The sequence below is a fragment of the Nonomuraea sp. NPDC005650 genome (assembly GCF_040605375.1).
Taxonomy (GTDB): Bacteria; Actinomycetota; Actinomycetes; order Streptosporangiales; family Streptosporangiaceae; genus Nonomuraea.
Window position 1 is genome coordinate 38,083 of record NZ_JBEXCR010000060.1, and the last position, 16,888, is coordinate 54,970.

Sequence of the window (16,888 nt, forward strand, 5' to 3'; positions counted from 1 at the left end):
GCTGTTTCGCGTCTGTCATACGAGGACACCGCCGTCCCCGGATTGGGGGTTCGGGGTGGGTCTGTTCCGGTCGTTGGTGGACGAGGGCGCCAGGCCCCGCGTTTTCCGGCGTAACGAGACCATTTGCTCGCCGTTGCGGCCCGCCAACCGGGTTTACCTCATCGACTACGGCTACGCCCGCGAATACGCCCCCGCGGGCGAGCGTGAGGCCATCCACGACCTGCGCGGTGACGGCGACCTCGTCGGCGAGCTGGCCTTCTGGAACCCGGCCGAGCGCGCCAAGGTCGACGCGCTGACCGAGGTGCGGGCCTGGCCCATCGACATGCGCCGGCTGCGCGAGCATGCCGCCGCCGGCCCGGCCGTGGCCACGGCGATGGTGCAGGAGCTGTTCGCCAGGAACGTGGCCGCCCGCAGGCACGAGTCGCTGGCCCGCGCCCCCGTCGCCGCCCGGCTGGCCGTGTGGCTGCTGCACCTGGACGAGCGTTACACGCTGGCCTCGGAGTCGGCGCCGCCGCTGTCCATGGAGACGCTGGCCGACCTCGTGGGCAGCTCCCCCGACGTGGTGCAGCGCCAGCTCATGCAGTGGGTCCAGCGGGGCTGGCTGGTACGGCCCGGCTACCGGCGGCTGCGCATCGAGGACCCGTCCGCGCTGCGCGCCCTGGCGGGCGGCTGGGAGCACCTGTCGGAGCCGTGGCAGGGACGGGTGACGCCGTTCCTGACCAGGCCGGGGGCGCTCTCCGAGCCGCTGCCCGTCGGCGAGGTGCCGAAGCCGCGCCAGCTCCCCGCCGACGTGCCCGACTTCACCGGGCGGCAGCAGAGCCTGGACCTGCTCACCGCCTGGCTGGAACGGCCCAGGCGGACGAACACCATGATCGTTCAGGGCCTCCCTGGCGTGGGCAAGACCGCGCTGGTGACGCACTGGGGGCACCTGCACGCCGACCGGTTCCCCGACGGCCAGATCGTGATCGACCTGCGCGGGCAGTCGCCGAGCCAGCCGCCGATGTCGCCGGCCGAGGCACTGGGGCAGATCCTGCGCTCGCTCGGGGTCGGCGAGCACATGCCCGCCGACGACGAGGCCGAGTTGACGCTGCTCTACCGCAGCCGGATCGCCGGGCGCAGGCTGCTGCTCATCCTCGACAACGCCGCCGACCCCGCGCAGGTGCGGGCGCTGCTGCCGGGCGGCAAGGACTGCGTGGTGCTGGTGACCAGCCGCACGCGGATGGCGCCGCTGCGGGCCACCGGGCACGCCGACCTCATGGACCTGCCGGTGCTGGACCCGGGCAACGCGGTGGCGCTGCTGGTGGCCGTGCTCGGGGAGCACTCGCCGCGGGCCGCCGACCGGGACGCGCTGGCCGAGCTGGCCAGGGTGTGCTCGTACCACCCTTTCGCGCTGCGGATCTCGGCGGCCAAGCTGGCCGAGAACCCCGGGCTGAGCGTGCAGCACCGGGTCCAGGAGCTGCGCAGGCCGGGCACGCTCCTGGTGGGCGATCCGGAGGAGGCGTTCAGGTCGGCGCTCGACCTGGCGTACGAGTCGCTGAGCCCGGGGCAGCGGCGGGCGTTCCGGCATGTGGGGCTGCTGCCGGGCCGGGACTTCACCCCCGAGGTGCTGGCCGCGGCGCTCGGCGCCCCGGTCGGCGAGGCCGTGGTGGCGGTGGAAGGGCTGCACCGGGCGTACCTGGTCGAGCCGCTGGCCGGGCCGCGCTACCGGGTGCACGACCTGGTCAAGCGGCTGGCCAGGGAGCTGGGCAGGCACGCCGAGGCAGGCGTGCGGGAGGCCAGGGCGCGGCTGCTCGACCACTATCTGGCGGTGGCGATCGACCCCGCGACGGCGCCCGAGTGGTTCGAGGCCGAGCGGCGCTCGCTGGTCTCGGCCGTGCGGCTGGCCGAGGAGAGCGGCGCCCAGGGGATGGCCTGGCGGCTGGCCGAGGCCGTGTTCGAGCCGTTCAGGAAGCTGCGGTACAACGAGATCAACCTGGAGATCCAGCAGGCCGGGCTGACCTCGGCGATGCAGGTGAGCAACCGGCGGGCGATCGCGCGCATGCGCAGCAACCTGGGCTCCATCCACCGGGACATCGGGCCCTCGACGCTCGCGGCCAGGTTCATCGGGGAGGCGCTGGAGGAGTTCGCCTCGCTCGGCGACGCCGAGGGACGGGCCCGCGCGCTCAACGACCTGGCCGAGGTGCACGGCATCGCGGGCCACAACGAGGAGGCGCTGAAGTGCGCGGGCGAGGCGCTCGACCTCTACCGCGAGATCGGCGACCTGGCCGGGGTGGCGAGCTGCCTGCACACCATCTCGCGGCTGCACGTGACCCAGGAGCGGTACGAGCCGGCGCTGCAGCACGCGGGCCAGGCCCTGGAGGTGCGGGAGGAGCTCGGCGACCGCAGGGGCACCGCGCAGAGCCTGATCATCCTGGCCACGGTGCAGCGGAACCTGGGCGAGCCGAACGCGGCGCTGTCCGAGGGCCTGGAGGCGCTGTCGATCTGCCACGAGCTGGGCGACGAGCACGCCGAGGCCGAGACGCTGCTCTGCCTGGCCGAGATCTACGACCTGCTGCGGCTGCCGCACGACGCGCAGCGGGACGCCGAGCGGGCCCTGGCCGGGTACACGGCGACGGGCGACCAGCACGGCTGCGGGCGCGCCCTGTGCGCGCTCGGCCGGATCGCGCGCAACGGCTCCCGGTACGACGAGGCCCTCGCCTACTACGAGCAGGCGCTGGCCGTGCAGGTGGAGCTCCACCACGAGCAGGGCAAGGCGGAGACGCTCGGGGACATCGGGCTGGTGCACTGGCGGCTGTCCGACTACCTGCGGGCCGACGACTACCTCAACCAGGCGCTGACGATCAGCCGGGTGATCCGCGACGAGCCGGTGGAGGCCCGCATGCTCAACCGGCTCGCCAGGGTGCGGCGGCGGCAGGGGCTGCCGCACGTGGCGTTCGTGTACGCGCTCGAAGCCCTGGACATCGTGCAGGGCATGGGGAACCGGCGGGCCGAGGCGGACGTGCAGGAGACGCTGGCGAACACGTACCTGTCGCTGGGGCAGCACCGGCCCGCGTTGCAGGCGGCCAAGGCGTCGCTGGCGATCAGGGAGGAGCTGCGGGACAACCGGGCCAGCGCGCTGCTGTCGATGGCGCAGGCGCTGCACACGGCGGGCAAGCCGCAGGAGGCGCTGAAGCTCGCGCGGGAGACGGTCGAGCTGCAGAACGAGACCGGCACCAAGGACCGGTGGGCGGCGGCGCTCACGACGCTGGCCATGGTGCTGCTGGACCTGGATCTGGCCGAGGAGGCGCTGGTCTACGCGCGGCAGGCCAGGGACGTCCATCTGGAGTGCGGCACCAGGCGGGATCTGGGGTGCGCGCTGCGGGCGCTGGGGCTGATCTCGGCCAGGCTGGGGAACCGGGGCCCGGCCGGCGGGCAACTGCGGGAGGCGCTGCGGCTGCTGGAGGAGGTGGGGGACGTCTTCGAGGTACGGCGGGTGTCGGAGGATCTTCGCGAGCTGGGAGCCGGCCTCACACCCTGAAATATCGCTAAAAGTCGTGAAATCTCGGTTGTGAGGTCGCAGATCTTCTCCGGAAATTTCCGTTAGCTGGTGCGACCAGCTACTCCAACGGGGGTGATCCGGATGCTCAAGAACCATCTGCGTCGAGACCTTCAGTGGCTCAAACGCCAGGCGCGCAAGGACAGGCGGATCACGGTTGTCCTGCTCACCGGCGTGCTGGCCGCCTGGGTCCGCCAGCTCCCGCCGCCGGACCTCATGGACGGGTCCCCGATCCTGCTGGCGCTCTCGCTGGGGCTGCTCGGCGGGTCGGGGGTCGCCTGGGTGATGTCGGCGTACTTCGTCACCAGGTCCCTCAAGGCCCGCAGGGAGCCGGCGGAGGAGCTCCGGTGGATCTCCAGGATCAGCCGGGGCAAGGAGTGGGCCTTCTGCGCGCTGAGCGCCTATGTGGCCTGGCACCTGCTGCAGTTCGTCACGGCGGTGGTGCTGGGCTGATCTGGACGGCGGCGGGGCGCCACCCTCGGATTGGGGCCGGGTGGCGCCCCGCCGTCACGCCCGGCCCAGCCGGGCCTCCTCCAGCGCCTTCACGTGGATGCCGGAGTCCGCGAGGACGAACTGTACGATCTCCGCCGTGTCCAGCTCGGCCAGGCCGAGGTCGGCGTCGGCGTGGGCGTCGCACCACTCGACGATCCGGCGGGGGTTCGCGAGCGGGCCGGCGAAGTGGACGAGGCTGACGTACCAGCGGTCGCGTACGCGTCCGTGCTCCAGGTCCCGCACGCCGCGGGCGGCCATCGCGCGGGCGAACCGCTCCCACAGCCTGGCCAGCGTGTCGTCCTCGGGATGGCCGCAGACCAGGACGCCGCCGGGGTGGGGGCTCACGCCCGCCAGCCGCACCCGCGCGGGCCGGATGCCCCGCGCCGCCTCGGCCAGGGCGTCCCGGTAGACCGCGCGGAGCGGGTCGCCGGCCGGGATCCGGTCGCGGTAGGGCTCCAGGGACCTGAGCGTGACGTGCAGGGTCCGCCGGCCGTGCACCCAGTGCCCCGGCGCCTCTATGGTCCCGGCCAGCGCCGCCAGCCGGTCCAGCACCTCGCCCGAGGGGCGGAGCACGGCCGCCGCTCCCCACCGCCTCGCGCCCTCCACCATGGGACTGTCGTGGGTCGCCCGGCCCGCCAGCAGCGCCGCCCGCCCCTCGGCCTGAAAGTCGGCGAAATCGGACATCCGTGCAGTATGCCTGATCACGCCACGCCGGCGCGGTCCGGGCCCATCCCGGCGCCATGAGCCCGAGAACGAGGAGACGGGCCGATCGGCCCGGGAGGAGGCGCGGGATAGAGGCGGGCTCGTGCGGGAAGTGGCAGGTGGACGGCAGTCGCGGGCGGGGGTCCTTGAGCGGGCCGTCGCCGGCAGAAAGGTGGGGCACGTGTCCGGCGATCTGGTCGTTCCTGACGCCGCTCGTGGAGTGGTGGTGTTCGCGCACGGCAGCGGCAGCAGCCGGCTCAGCCCGCGTAACCGTTACGTGGCCGCGGAGCTCAACCGGGCGGGGCTGGGCACGCTGCTGTTCGACCTGCTCACGCCCGACGAGGAGGCCGACAGGGCGAACGTCTTCGACATCGGGCTCCTGGCCGAGCGGCTGCTGGAACGTACGGAACGGCTGCGCGGGCAGGAGGAGGCGGCGGGGCTGCCCATCGGCTACTTCGGGGCCAGCACCGGCGCGGCGGCGGCGCTGTGGGCGGCGGCCGAGCCGGACAACGCGATCTCCGCGATCGTCTCGCGCGGCGGCCGGCCCGACCTGGCCGGGCCTCGACTCGCCGCGGTACGCGCGCCTACGCTGCTCATCGTGGGCGGCCGGGACCCTATCGTGGTGAAGCTGAACGAGGAGGCTCAGCAGCGCCTGCGCGCCGAGAGCCGGATCACCGTGGTGCCCGGGGCGACCCACCTGTTCGAGGAGCCCGGCGCGCTGGAGGCCGTGGCCGGGCACGCCAGAGACTGGTTCACGACCCATTTCATGGGGCCGGGATGAGCGGGACGCCCAGGTTCAGGTGGTCGACCGTCTGCCTGGAGGCGCTCGACGGGCCGGCGCTGGCCGCGTTCTACCGCGAGTTGCTCGGCTGGCGGGTCAAGGCCGAGGAGCCCGACTGGGTGCTGCTCGCCCCGCCGGGCGACGGCCCGGGGCTGTCCTTCCAGAGCGACCCCGGCTTCGTCCGCCCGGCCTGGCCCACGTCGCCCGGCCGGCAGCAGCTGATGATGCACCTGGACGTCGAGGTCGACGATCTCGACGCGAGCAGCGCCCGCGCCGTCGAGCTGGGCGCGACCGTGGCCGATTTCCAGCCCCAAGACGACGTACGCGTGCATTTCGACCCGGCCGGGCACCCGTTCTGCCTCTGGGTGGCCACGTAGCGGAAGCGGTCAATCACGTTGCCGTGATCCACTCTTTGTGAAACCGTCGAAAGATGGTCGAGGATCCGCCGCTTCTTGAGCTGTCCGGCCTCGCCTGGCAGGCGTACGGGACGCGCCGTGGGCTCGCGCCCGATCCCCTGACCCTCGGCTCGGGGCGCACCGCCGTGGTGGTGGCCGCCGACTGCGCCGAGGCCGACACGTTCACCGACATCCTGATCGGCCTGGAGATGCCCGACGACGGCCAGATCCGGCTCGGCGGCCAGGAGATCACCATGCGGCTGCCGGCCGAGCGCGAGATCGGGCTGGTCCCGGCCGGGGCCGGCCTGCTGCCGCACCTGACCGTCGAGCAGAACCTCGCGCTGGCCGCCCGGGGCCAGGCGCCCCCGCCGGTCCGCGGCCTGGTCGCGTACATGGCCAAGCGGATGGACATCCAGGGCTTCCTGCGGTCGAGGCCGCACGAGCTGGCCCACGACGAGCGGCTGAACGTGGCGCTGGCCCGGGCCCTGTGCCGGCGGGCGCCGGTCAAGGTGATGGTGGTCGAGGACCGTACGGGCTGCGGGCCCTGCCACGCGGCCGTGAGCGCGGCGCTGGGCACCGACCCCAGCCTGGCCGTGCTGGTCGTCACCGACGACCGCACCAGGGTGGCCAGCCTCGCCTCCCCCTCGCGTTTCTGGGAGATCGCCGATGTCCCTGAGCCGTAGAGCGTTGCTGGCCGCGCTGCCGGCGGCGGCCCTCGCCGGCTGCGCCCGCGAGCGGCCGCTGCAGGTGGCGGTGGTGTGGAGCGGCGACGAGCTGCGGCGCTTCCTCGACGTGGTCAAGGAGTACGGGCGCCCGGTCCACGTCTTCTCGGCCGGCGACAACATCGCGGCCGTGCTGCGCGGGCCCGCCGAGGAGGTCGTGCCCGACGTGGCCGTGATCCCGAGGCTGGGCCTGCTCTTCGATCCCATGATCCGGCCGCGCATCCGGCCGTGGACGGGAGACCACAGGCAGCGGGAGTTCTGGCGCGGGCTCGTGACGCCGCCGGGGAGCTACGAGGAGCTGGGCGCCTGGTTCAAGCTCGCGCACAAGTCGCTCGTCTGGCACCGGGCAGGGGAGTACACGCCGCCCGCCGACCTGGCCTCCTGGCAGCCCACCCCCGGCAGCCTGGCGATCGGGGCGGCCGACGGGTGGGTGCTCAGCGACTGGTTCGAGAACGTGCTGCTCGCCTACGCCCCCGAGGTCTACGGCGGCCTCTTCCCGCCCGGGCTGCCGGGCAATCCCGACTGGTGGAGCGCGCCGCAGCTCGCGGACGCGCTGGAGCTGCTCGGCACGATCTGGCGCGGCGCGTTCACGCCCGAGCAGGCCCGGCGGGCGCTCACCATGCAGTTCCACGACTCGATCTTCGACGTCTTCGCCTACCGCACCGCGAGTGTGGTGGCCGCGCCGGACTTCGCCCTGCCGGTCATCGAGCGCTACGGCGGCAGGGGCGTCGCCGCGCACTTCCGCTTCCCCGCCTACGGGAGCAATCTGCCCCCGCTGGTCGTCGGCGGCGACGTGGCGGTGGCGATGAGGGACGGGCCGGCGAACGCGATCGAGTTCGTCAATTGGCTGACCAGGCCGCGGGCGAGCGGCGAGCGCGACGCGCTGACCGCCTGGATCGCCGACGGCGGTTTCCTGACGCCGTTCACGCCGCCCTCCCACGAGCTGCTGCGCGGCCCCGCCCAGGAGCTGAACGCCGCCGTGAACGCCCACTACGACCTGTCCGACCGGCTCATCGGCGGCCTGGAGGGCGGCGACGGGCGCGGGCTGTGGCGGGTGCTCACCGAGCTGTTCACCGCCGTCGCCGTCAACGCGGTCGACCCCGCCACCGCGGCGGGCGCGGCCCGCGACAAGCTGGTGGCGGGCAGCAAGGAGGGCGCGCTGTGAGCGAGCGGAACGCCTTCCTGTTCGAGGTCGCCACGCACCACGATGCCAGGATCCCGCTGGCCGGGCACGGGATCGGGCGCCTGCGCGCCTCGCTCTACCTGCTCCTGGCGGTCCTGCTGTCGGCGGGCGTCATCCTGGTCCCGCTCTGCGCGACGGTGGTGCTCAGCCTCTCCGGCGGGCTCGGCGCGTACGACGTGCTGCTCGACGGCCGGGTGCTCCAGTCGCTCGGCAACTCGTTCATGTGGCTGGTGCTGGCCGTGGTCGTGTGCGCCGTGGGGCTCGGCCTGGCCTGGCTGGCCAGGAACGCGGGCCCGGTGCTCGGCGGCGTGCTGCGCTTCCTGCTGGTGCTGCCGGCCGCGGTGTCCCCGCTCACCACAGGGGCGATCTTCCGGCTGATGTTCGACACCAACCCGCGCCGCGGCCTGGTCAACGCCCTGTTCGGCACGGACGTGGCCTTCCTCGGCCCCGTGTGGATCTGGGCGGTGTTCGGGCTCGCGCTGGTCTGGCAGTGGGCCGGGGTCGCGTTCCTGGTCTTCCACGAGGCGCTGGCGCGGCTGCCGACCAACCTGCTGCGGATGGCCAGGGCGTTCGGCGTCGGGCGGCGGCGCAGGATCTGGTCCGTCGTGGTGCCGGCGCTCGCCGGGCCGGCCGCGCTGGCGTACCTCTTCGCGCTGGCGGCGGCGGCCCGCGTGTTCGACGTCGTGCTGATGGGCGCGCCCGGGTCGATGCAGGCCGAGATCGAGGGCGGCGGGCTGTTCTGGTGGCGGCACCACGGCGACCTGGGCGTCACGCGGGCCTCCGCGCTCTCCGTGGGGCTGTCGGTCCTCGTGGCCGTGATGGCGGTGCCCGCCCTGTTCGGGCTGCGCGGGCGGGTGACCTGGGCCGAGCCCGTGGTCCCGCCGCCGCCCAGGAAGGGCTGGCGGATCTGGCTGCTGTGCGCGGCCGTGTCGGTGCTCTGGGTGCTGCCGTTCCTGGTGCTCGTGCTGACCTCGCTGCGCGACCCGGTCGCCGCGGCGCTGTCCGGGTGGTGGGACGGCGGGCCGTGGACGCTCGGCTCGTACACGCAGGCGCTGGCCGACGGCGGGTTCGCCGGCGCGCTCGGCACCACGTTCCTGCGGGCCGTCGTGGTGGTGTGCCTGGTGCTGCTGGCGGCCGTGCCGGCCGCGTACGTGCTGGCGCACGAGCACCTGCTGCCGCGCCGCGCCTGGCGGCCCGTGCTGCTGGTCGCGGTGGCGCTGGCCGTGCTGCCGCCGCAGGCGTTCGCGGTGCCGCTGCAGCGCTGGCTCAGCCCGGTCGTCGGCACCGCCCCGGCGCTGGCCATCGTGCACGCGGCGCTGGTGATCCCGCTGGCGGTGCTGGTGCTGTACAACGCGTTCGTCCGCGTGCCGGCCCCCATGCTGGCGCGGGACCGCTGGGAGCTGGTCCACGTCGTACGCGAGGCGCGCCCGGCCCTGGTGCTGGCCGGGGTCCTGGCGTTCGTCCTGGTGTGGAACGACACGGTCGTCGGGCTGCTGCTCAACTGGCCGTCGGGCGACCACCTGCCGCTGATCCTGCTGGAGCAGGCCCGCCACTTCATGAGCGCCGCCGGGCCGCTGGCGGCGCAGGCGGTGATCGCGACCGCGGTGCCCGTGCTGCTGGTGGTCGTCACCGGGCCCTGGCTGTACCGGGGGCTGACGCGAGGGGTGCGCCGATGACCGACATCTCGCGAAGGGAGCGGCTGCGCTTCCGCCTGTCCCAGCTCTCCCGGCAGGCCGGGGCGCACCTGCCCGAGCTGGGCCTCGGCGGGCTGGTGACCGCGGGCGGCACGGTCCTGCTGCTGCAGGAGAAGCTGATCGAGCGGGTGACGGAGTGGCTGCCGGCCTGGCTGCTCGTCATCCTGATCGTCTCCCTGCCGGTCGTGGCCGGCTGGCTCACCCACTTCGTACGCAGCCGCCGCAGGGCCACACCCCAGACGATCTTCCAGCGCCTGCCCTTCCCCGACAGGATCGACGGGCTCGTCGGCAGGGACGCTGAGGTCCAGCAGGTCAAGGAGCGCGCGAAGGAGCGCGGGATCGTCGTGGTGCAGGGCGCGATGGGCATGGGCACGTCCTCGGTGGCGATCCTGGCCACGTGGGACCTGACCGCCGACGCCCGCAAGCAGCGCTACGCCGACCTGCGCGGCCCCGACAGGGACCACGCGGAGACGCCGCTGAGCGTGGCCCAGCGGGTCCTGCGCACCCTCGACCGGCCGCCCGGCGCGATCCAGGAGCCGGCGGACGCCACCGCGCAGGTGATCGACGCGCTCACCGGCACGGACCGGGTGCTCCTGCTGGACAACGTCAGCACCTGGAGCCAGATCGCCTGGCTCCCGCCCCGGGTGCCGGGCGCGCACATCGTGGTGGCGGGCACGGTCGTCGACGAGCTGCCGCAGCACATCGAGCCGATCCAGCTCGGCCCGCTCGCGCCCGAGGCGGGGCAGGCACTGCTGGCCCGCCACGTCGGCGACGAGCGCGTCAACCGCGACCCGAAGGCGCTCGGACTGCTGGTGGACGCCTGCCTGGGCAGCCCGCTGGAGATCGTCAGGATCGGCCGCTGGCTGGCCCGCAACCCCGGCGTCGCGCTCCAGTCGCTGGTCGACGACCTGCGGAACCTGTCCGTCGTCAAGACCCTCGACTTCGTGCTCAACCTCAGCATCAGGCAGCTCAGGCCGACGGCCAAGCAGCTGTTCGTCCTGCTGGCCGGCCTGCCGATCGCCGAGGTCGACCACCGGGCGGCCGCCGCGCTGCTCGGCGTGCCCTCCGCCGCCGACGCGATCGGGGAGCTGGCCGACCTGGGCCTGGTGGAGAACGTACGGATGACGCGCGTCAGGGTGACCGGCGCCTTCCCCACCGGCGCCACGCCCGGACCGCCTCCCTCACCGAAGGACGCCGCGGCCTGGCGGCGGCTGGTCGAGCACTTCGCCGACGAGGCCGACTCGTTCGCCGCCCTGCTGCCCGGTGAGGAGGCCCGCGCCTGGTTCGCGATCGAGGACAGGGTGCTGCTGGAGGTGCTGGCGCACGAGAGCCCCGCGCCCAAGACCGCCCGGGCGCTGGCGCGGATCGCCGACGGGCTGGAGGCCTGGTTCCGGCTCGAACAGCGGCACGAGGACCGGCTGCGGGCCGCGGAGGCGCTGGCCAAGGCGGCCAAGGCGCTGCGCGACGAGCACGTGCAGGCCACGGCCGAGCTGCGCCAGTGCGCGATCCTGCTCACCTGGGGCGACCCGCCCACGGCGCGCCAGCACTTCAACCGGGCGGCCAGGCTGCGCGTCAAGGTGGAGTCGTGGCCCGCCGAGCTGCACCTGGAGCACGCGGCCATCCTCCTGGCCAGCGGCGACGAGTTCACCGCCGTCGAGTCGGCGCTCGTGCGCTACGGCCAGGCGCTGTCCGGCGGCGACCTGGCGGGGCACGCGCTGCGGCTGATCAACATGGCGGCGCTGCTCCTGCGCAAGGGGCAGACGCTCGACCGCGACGGGCGCGACCCCGAGGCGTACCGCCTCTATGCCGACGCCCGCGCCGTGCTGTTCGAGTCGCTCGACCTGGCGACGCGGGCCGGCGACGACGGCGCGGCGGCGCACGCGCACGAGCTGCTCGCGCTCGCGCACCACTACCGGAACCTGCGCTTCGACGCGAAGTCCCATCTGGAACAGGCCGAGCGGCTCTACGCGGGCACCGCGGACGAGATCGGGCGGGCCCGCTGCCTGGTGCAGCGGGCCGGGGTGCTGCTGGAGGAGCCCGATCACCGTCCCGAGGAGGTCGTCGCGCTGCTGGAGGAGGCCGAGCCGCGACTGCCCCCGCGGGGAGTGGGCACCGCGCTGGCGCACCTCCACCTGGCCCGGCTGCGGCCCGAACGCGCCGCCGGGCACCGCGACGCCGGGCTGGCTGCGCTGGCCCCCTGGGACGGCATCGCGGAGCCGCGGCAGGTCAGCGAGCTGCGCGCGGGCTTATCAGCACTGTGAGATCACACTGGGATGGTGGCCAGGCTCCTGCCGTCGAAGGTCTCTACCGTGAAGTGGTTCAGCTCCGACTCCGGGAGGCTGGTGCCGCCGTGCAGCAGCAGGGGGTCGGGGGACCCGGGCACGCCGTACCCCTTGTCGGGGACGCCCCAGCTCGCCACCACCTCGGAGCGGCCGTCGTTGCCCACGGCCAGGAGGCGGCACTGCAGCGGGCCCTTGACGCCCTTGAGCTCCAGCGCGACGTGGCTGCCCCAGCCCTTGTCCTCCAGGCCGACGAGGGCGGACACTCCGGTGGCCTTGTCGGTGGCGGAGTAGGTGTGGCCGGTCATGAGGAGCGCGCGGGCCGGGCTGTGGATGCTGTCGGGGTTCGGGCCGCTGGTCAATGAGCTGACCGCGAGGAAGACGCCGGCCGCGACGAGCACGCTGGCGGCGGCGGACATGAACGTGCGGTGCAGGCGCCGGCGGCGGCGTTCGATGCCCGCGCGATGCACCAGGAGGGATTCGACCTCGGGGTCCGGCGGGCTGGGCAGGAGGTCGTCCGGGTGGACGGTCTTGATCAGCTCCCCCATCGCCGCGAACCCGCCGGCCTCCGCCGAGCAGCTCGGGCAGGCCCGCAGGTGACGCTCGAACTCGGTCTTCTCCTCCCCGCTGAGCAGCCCGAGCGCGTACGCGGCCACGTCCTCGTGACGCACCTCGGTCATGGCCGCGTCACCCCCCTTTCGAGGCGACGCGGCTCCCTCATGAGCGCGTCACCCCCCTCGCGGTGGCTTTCGTAGTGACGCGCCTCCCACGTCATGGCAACGTCACCCCCCTTTCGCTGTGACTCTTGTCGTGACGCGCCTCCCACGTCATGGCAGCGTCACCCCCCTTTCCTCCAGCGCCACGCGTAACGCGCGCATGGCGTAGTACACGCGGGACTTCACGGTGCCCACGGGCACCCCGATCGTCTCCGCCGCCTCCTGGAGCGAGCGGTCCAGGAGGAACGTCTCCGTGAGCACCTGGCGATGGGCCGGCGACAGCGACATCATCGCGTCGGTCACGACGATCTCGCGCAGCAGCCGCTCGTCCTCGGCGGCCACCGCGTTGACGCGTTCCGGCACGTCCTCGACGGTGTCGAGCGGACGCGTGCCGGAACGGCGCCGATTGTCGATGACGACGCGGCGGGCCACCGTCGCCAGCCAGGGCATCAGGGAACCTGAATCGGTACGCAGGTCGGGGAGGTTGCGCCAGGCGCGCACCAGAGTCTCCTGCACGACGTCCTCGGCCCAGCGCCGATCGCCACCCGTCAACCGGACGGCGAAGGCCATCAGTGGGGCGCCGTATTCGCGGTACAGGGCTCGGACCATGGCCTCATCGGTCACGCGGTGATTCACCCGCGACTCCTCGCGCTGCGGATACCAGGGAATATCCCGCCGATATTGGAACCCTCACTCTAGCCACCCAAGGGGGGCAGGTGATGGCACTTTGCCCTTCTCGCGCACCACCGGATTTACCGGCTAAATCATGCCTTGCCCACGGCGGTGCGCCGACTTAGTGATCTTCGGGCACGGCGGTGAACAGCTCGTAGCTGTGACCGTTGGGATCGCGCACGTAGACGCCCCGGCCGCCCGCCAGGTGGTTGATGGCACGGTCCCAGCCGTTCATGGGGCCGGAGCCGTAGTCGACCGCCGGGTCCTTCCCGAGCCGCTCCATGACCGCGTCGAAGGTGGCGTCGTCGACCAGGAAGGCGTAGTGGCCGGGGTGGGGCTCGCGGCGGTCGTCGAAGTCGAGCGTGAGGTCGTCGTTGACGCTGACGGGCGCGAACGGCCCGGCGGGCGGGCCGACCCGCAGCCCCAGCAGGTCGGCGAAGAATGCGGCCGCCGCCTCGCGGTCGGCGGCGGGGACGATCAGATGGTTCATGACGATGGCCATGACGGCATCCCTTCGGAGAGGTTGTATGCGACTCGCACATAATCATATGTGCGTATCGCACGCAAATTGCCGTAAGGTGAGGACATGAGCGAGCGAAGCGAGCGACCAATCCAACACAGCCGAATCTCGCTCATGCGACCGACGAAGGAGGGCGCATGAGCGAAGAGCCTGACGGAGGGCCGGCGCTGTTCCGCCTGGTGCGCTTCTGGTCCCGCCGCTGGGCCGGGCGGGCGTCGGAAGAGCTGACCGGGGAGTCGCGTCACGTGCAGCACATCCTGGTGGTGGAGGCCGTGCACACGACCGCGCGCGCCGACGGGGGCGCACCCGAGCCGCCCACGGTGGGCACCGTCGCGCACCAGCTCGGGCTCGATCATTCGGGCGCCAGCCGCATGGTCAGGGACACCGTCGAGGCGGGCTATCTCGCCCGCGACACCTCCGAGCGCGACCGGCGCCGCGCCTCCCTGCGGCTCACCGAGAGCGGGCACGCGCTGCTGGCCGGGTCGAGGCAGTGGCAGCGCCGGGCCTTCGAGGAGCTGACCGCCTCCTGGGACGAGCGCGACCAGCGGCAGTTCGCGACCTACCTGCGACGGCTGGCGGACGACCTCGGCGCCTGAGGCTCCGGCCGGGCGCCTCAGGCGCCGCCCGGCTCCAGCAGCCGATCGAGCCTGAGGCCGAGGTCGATCATCTCGCAGCGCAGCGAGTCGATCTTCCCGAGCAGGTCCGACTGGGTGGTCTTGAAGTTCTGGTTCATCTGCAGGCGGAGGCCGGCGACCTCCATGATCAGAGCCTCGAAGTCCTGGCTCACCTCGGTGCGGACGTCCGCGATCTCGGCCCGCAGCTCGGCCACGTCGATCGACGTCTGCGTGACGTGGGCCGGCAGGTCGCGCCGGTGGGGGCCGGACTGGGCGGGGACGATGTCGTTGTGCCGGGGGCGTCGGTCAAGGCCGCCGTCGGAGCGCAGGGCCGCTTCGAGAGCTTCCACCCGGAGCTTCAGCTCGAGGATCTCCGCCTCTACGTTCACGCACTCCTACCTTCGCCGCGGTCGGAAGGATCCCGTCCTGGGCGGCCGGGGCCCTGCTTCGTGTGAGCACATGATGGCAAGCCGTTCATGATCAGGGGCGATTGATCGTCGAAGCGGGTACGGTTTTTTCCCCGCCGGCAGGTGTGCTGTCCTCCCGAGACGTGCAGATTCGACCCCGTTCGCAACGGTGATGCCGGAATGGTGACGGCCATCGCATGGACGCTCCCGCGAAAGAGCCACGTTTCACGTTTCGCGGAGAGCCGGCGATGGCCGCACGCAACAGTCTGCTGTCCGGCCGATCTCCGGTGAAGACTCACCGTGACCGGTGACTCCTACTTGTTGGGCCCGCGCCGCATGACCGTACTTTCGGCCGGTGTGGCCGGCGGGTGGCGGCTCCTAGCCTGGGCGGTGTGCGGGTGCGGGAGTGGCGGGCCGGGACGGCGGCCGACGTGGGGCTCGGCGCGGCCGCCGCGGCGGTGCTCGCCTTCTACGTCTACCGGGTGGGCGCGAGCTGGGGTGGCGCGTACGGGGTGTTCGGGTGCGCCGCCGGGGCGGCGGTCTGCGCGCTCGCGCTCGCGCGCCGGCGGAACCGGTTGCGGGCGGCGGTCGTGGGGCTGGTCGTCGCGGCGGTCGCCATCGTGGTCGCCCGGGTCGCCCGCCTGCCCGCCGAACCCGGTCCCGGCGTGACCCTGGGGCTGTCCGTGCTCGTCGGGTCCGCCGTCCGGGTGCTGCCGCCCCGTCCGGCCTGCGCTGTGGCCGGCGGCGGGCTCGTGGTGGTGGCGGGGGCCTTCGCCGTCAGCCCCCAGGCGGTTGTGGGGGTCCTGAGCGCCACGGGCTGGGCGGGCGCCGTCGCGGCCGGGCTGTGGCCGCGGTTGCTGGCGGCCCGCCGCCGGGCCGTCGAGGAGCGCGTACGCCGTGCCGAACGCCTGGAGCTGGCCAGGGAGCTGCACGACGTCGTCGCCCACCACGTCACGTGCGTCGTGCTCCAGGCGCAGACCGCGCGGCTGCTAGCCGGCAAGCGGCCGGAGCGGCTGGCGACCTCCCTGGCCGACATCGAGGCGGCCGGCTCCGACGCCCTGGCCGCCACCCGCCGCGTCGTCGGCCTGCTCCGCGACCCCGCCCGGGGCCTGCCCGCCCTTGAGCGCCTCGACGAGCTGGTCAGGCGCTTCGGCGGTCACGGGCCCGACGTACGGCTGCGGCTCCCCGACGGCGAGGACGCCTCGCTCTGGCCGCCCGAGGTGACCACCACCGTCTACCGGATCGTCCAGGAGTCGCTGACCAACGTCTCCCGCCACGCCTCGCAGGCCCGTTCGGTCACCGTCACCGTCGCCAGGTCCGGGGAGTCGGTCACCGTCGAGGTCGCCGACGACGCCCCGCCCGTCCCGGCCCGCCGGCGCGGGCGCACCGGCTACGGCCTGGTCGGGATGCGCGAACGCGTCGAGGCCCTCGGCGGCACGCTGCGCGCCGGCCCGCGCCCCGGCGCCGGTTGGTCCGTGCTCGCCGACCTCCCCGTCCCTGCGCGGGAACGGCCATGAGCGCCACGGGCATCACCGTCATGCTGGCCGACGACCAGGCGATGATCCGTGACTGCCTGCGCCTCATCCTCGAGGACCAGCCCGACATCAGCGTCGTCGCCGAGGCCGCCGACGGCGCCGAGGCGGTCGTCCTGGCCCGCCGGCTGCGCCCCGACGTGTGCCTCGTGGACATCCAGATGCCCGGCCTCGACGGCATCGAAGTCACGCGGGCCCTCGCGGGGCCGGACGTCGCCGCCCCGCTGCGGGTGGTCGTCGTCACCACCTTCGACCTCGACGAGTACGTCTACGGCGCCCTGCGCGGCGGGGCGATCGGCTTCGTGCTGAAGGATGTCGGCCCCGACCTGCTCGTCGAGGCGGTCCGGGCCGCGCACGCGGGAGACGCCCTGATCTCCCCCTCGCTCACCCTGCGGCTGCTGCGCCGCCTCTCGGCCATCGCCGCCCCGGCCACCCGCGCGCCCGCCCAGCCGCTGTCGGACCGGGAGTTCGAGGTCGTCCGGGCCGTCGCCAGGGGCCGCACCAACCAGGAGATCGCCGCCGAGCTGTTCATCTCGCTGAGCACCGTCAAGGGCCACGTGTCCGGCATCATGACCAAGCTGGGCCTGCGCAACCGGGTCGAGATCGTCGCCTGGGCCTGGGAGCACCGCCTGGTGGACTGAGCC

16 protein-coding genes are annotated in these 16,888 nt (G+C 73.4%); 11 read left to right on the plus strand and 5 right to left on the minus strand.

Annotation, left to right across the window (positions count from 1 at the left end; all coding sequences use genetic code 11):
• Positions 1-55 precede the first annotated feature (55 nt).
• Both ABZS69_RS58875 and ABZS69_RS58880 read left to right on the plus strand, forming a co-directional pair.
• On the plus strand, positions 56-3,517 hold the full coding sequence (locus ABZS69_RS58875) for a tetratricopeptide repeat protein (RefSeq protein WP_355391072.1): 3,462 nt from the start codon (positions 56-58) through the stop codon (positions 3,515-3,517).
• A gap of 102 nt (positions 3,518-3,619) precedes the next feature.
• The gene (locus ABZS69_RS58880) at positions 3,620-3,988 is read left to right on the plus strand and encodes a hypothetical protein (RefSeq protein WP_355391075.1); all 369 of its coding nucleotides are present in this window, start codon (positions 3,620-3,622) and stop codon (positions 3,986-3,988) included.
• A gap of 54 nt (positions 3,989-4,042) precedes the next feature.
• On the opposite strand, the gene ABZS69_RS58885 is transcribed toward ABZS69_RS58880, so the two are convergent.
• Entirely contained in the window at positions 4,043-4,711 is a 669-nt protein-coding gene (locus tag ABZS69_RS58885; RefSeq protein ID WP_355391078.1) for a hypothetical protein, read from the minus strand.
• A 199-nt stretch (positions 4,712-4,910) separates the two neighbouring features.
• On the opposite strand from ABZS69_RS58885, the gene ABZS69_RS58890 reads away from it, so the two are divergent.
• The 6 genes from ABZS69_RS58890 to ABZS69_RS58915 are packed head-to-tail and all read left to right on the plus strand — an operon-like array spanning position 4,911 to position 11,765.
• Positions 4,911-5,510 carry an alpha/beta hydrolase gene (locus ABZS69_RS58890; RefSeq protein ID WP_355391081.1) on the plus strand — a complete coding sequence of 200 codons (600 nt, stop codon included), beginning with the start codon at positions 4,911-4,913 and terminating at the stop codon, positions 5,508-5,510.
• On the plus strand, positions 5,507-5,887 hold the full coding sequence (locus ABZS69_RS58895; RefSeq protein WP_355391084.1) for a VOC family protein: 381 nt from the start codon (positions 5,507-5,509) through the stop codon (positions 5,885-5,887). Before ABZS69_RS58890 ends, ABZS69_RS58895 begins: the two co-directional genes overlap by 4 nt.
• Positions 5,888-5,940: 53 nt before the next feature.
• Complete coding sequence (locus tag ABZS69_RS58900) at positions 5,941-6,588, plus strand: ATP-binding cassette domain-containing protein (RefSeq protein ID WP_355391087.1); 648 nt, start codon at positions 5,941-5,943, stop codon at positions 6,586-6,588.
• Positions 6,572-7,792 (plus strand): hypothetical protein, encoded by a 1,221-nt coding sequence (locus ABZS69_RS58905; protein WP_355391090.1) that lies wholly within the window; start codon positions 6,572-6,574, stop codon positions 7,790-7,792. The genes ABZS69_RS58900 and ABZS69_RS58905 overlap by 17 nt, the downstream gene beginning before the upstream one ends.
• Positions 7,789-9,486 (plus strand): ABC transporter permease subunit, encoded by a 1,698-nt coding sequence (locus tag ABZS69_RS58910; RefSeq protein WP_355391092.1) that lies wholly within the window; start codon positions 7,789-7,791, stop codon positions 9,484-9,486. Before ABZS69_RS58905 ends, ABZS69_RS58910 begins: the two co-directional genes overlap by 4 nt.
• Positions 9,483-11,765 (plus strand): hypothetical protein, encoded by a 2,283-nt coding sequence (locus ABZS69_RS58915; protein ID WP_355391095.1) that lies wholly within the window; start codon positions 9,483-9,485, stop codon positions 11,763-11,765. The genes ABZS69_RS58910 and ABZS69_RS58915 overlap by 4 nt, the downstream gene beginning before the upstream one ends.
• A gap of 2 nt (positions 11,766-11,767) precedes the next feature.
• Here ABZS69_RS58915 and ABZS69_RS58920 read toward each other — a convergent pair whose 3' ends face one another.
• The 3 genes from ABZS69_RS58920 to ABZS69_RS58930 form a co-directional block, all read right to left on the minus strand.
• Complete coding sequence (locus ABZS69_RS58920; protein ID WP_355391098.1) at positions 11,768-12,463, minus strand: zf-HC2 domain-containing protein; 696 nt, start codon at positions 12,461-12,463, stop codon at positions 11,768-11,770.
• A gap of 147 nt (positions 12,464-12,610) precedes the next feature.
• Positions 12,611-13,108, minus strand: coding sequence for a sigma-70 family RNA polymerase sigma factor (locus ABZS69_RS58925; protein WP_355391162.1), 498 nt, complete (start codon positions 13,106-13,108; stop codon positions 12,611-12,613).
• 184 nt (positions 13,109-13,292) lie between these two features.
• Positions 13,293-13,673: a VOC family protein gene (locus tag ABZS69_RS58930; RefSeq protein ID WP_355391101.1), complete on the minus strand. Its 381-nt coding sequence runs from the start codon at positions 13,671-13,673 to the stop codon at positions 13,293-13,295.
• 155 nt (positions 13,674-13,828) lie between these two features.
• On the opposite strand from ABZS69_RS58930, the gene ABZS69_RS58935 reads away from it, so the two are divergent.
• Entirely contained in the window at positions 13,829-14,287 is a 459-nt protein-coding gene (locus ABZS69_RS58935; protein ID WP_355391104.1) for a MarR family transcriptional regulator, read from the plus strand.
• Between the two features lie 17 nt (positions 14,288-14,304).
• Here ABZS69_RS58935 and ABZS69_RS58940 read toward each other — a convergent pair whose 3' ends face one another.
• Positions 14,305-14,694, minus strand: coding sequence for a hypothetical protein (locus ABZS69_RS58940; RefSeq protein WP_355391107.1), 390 nt, complete (start codon positions 14,692-14,694; stop codon positions 14,305-14,307).
• A 410-nt stretch (positions 14,695-15,104) separates the two neighbouring features.
• Here ABZS69_RS58940 and ABZS69_RS58945 point away from each other — a divergent pair, with 410 nt between their 5' ends.
• Together ABZS69_RS58945 and ABZS69_RS58950 are read left to right on the plus strand one after the other, a co-directional pair.
• On the plus strand, positions 15,105-16,229 hold the full coding sequence (locus ABZS69_RS58945) for a sensor histidine kinase (protein ID WP_355391110.1): 1,125 nt from the start codon (positions 15,105-15,107) through the stop codon (positions 16,227-16,229).
• Entirely contained in the window at positions 16,226-16,885 is a 660-nt protein-coding gene (locus ABZS69_RS58950; protein ID WP_355391113.1) for a response regulator transcription factor, read from the plus strand. The genes ABZS69_RS58945 and ABZS69_RS58950 overlap by 4 nt, the downstream gene beginning before the upstream one ends.
• Positions 16,886-16,888 lie beyond the last annotated feature (3 nt).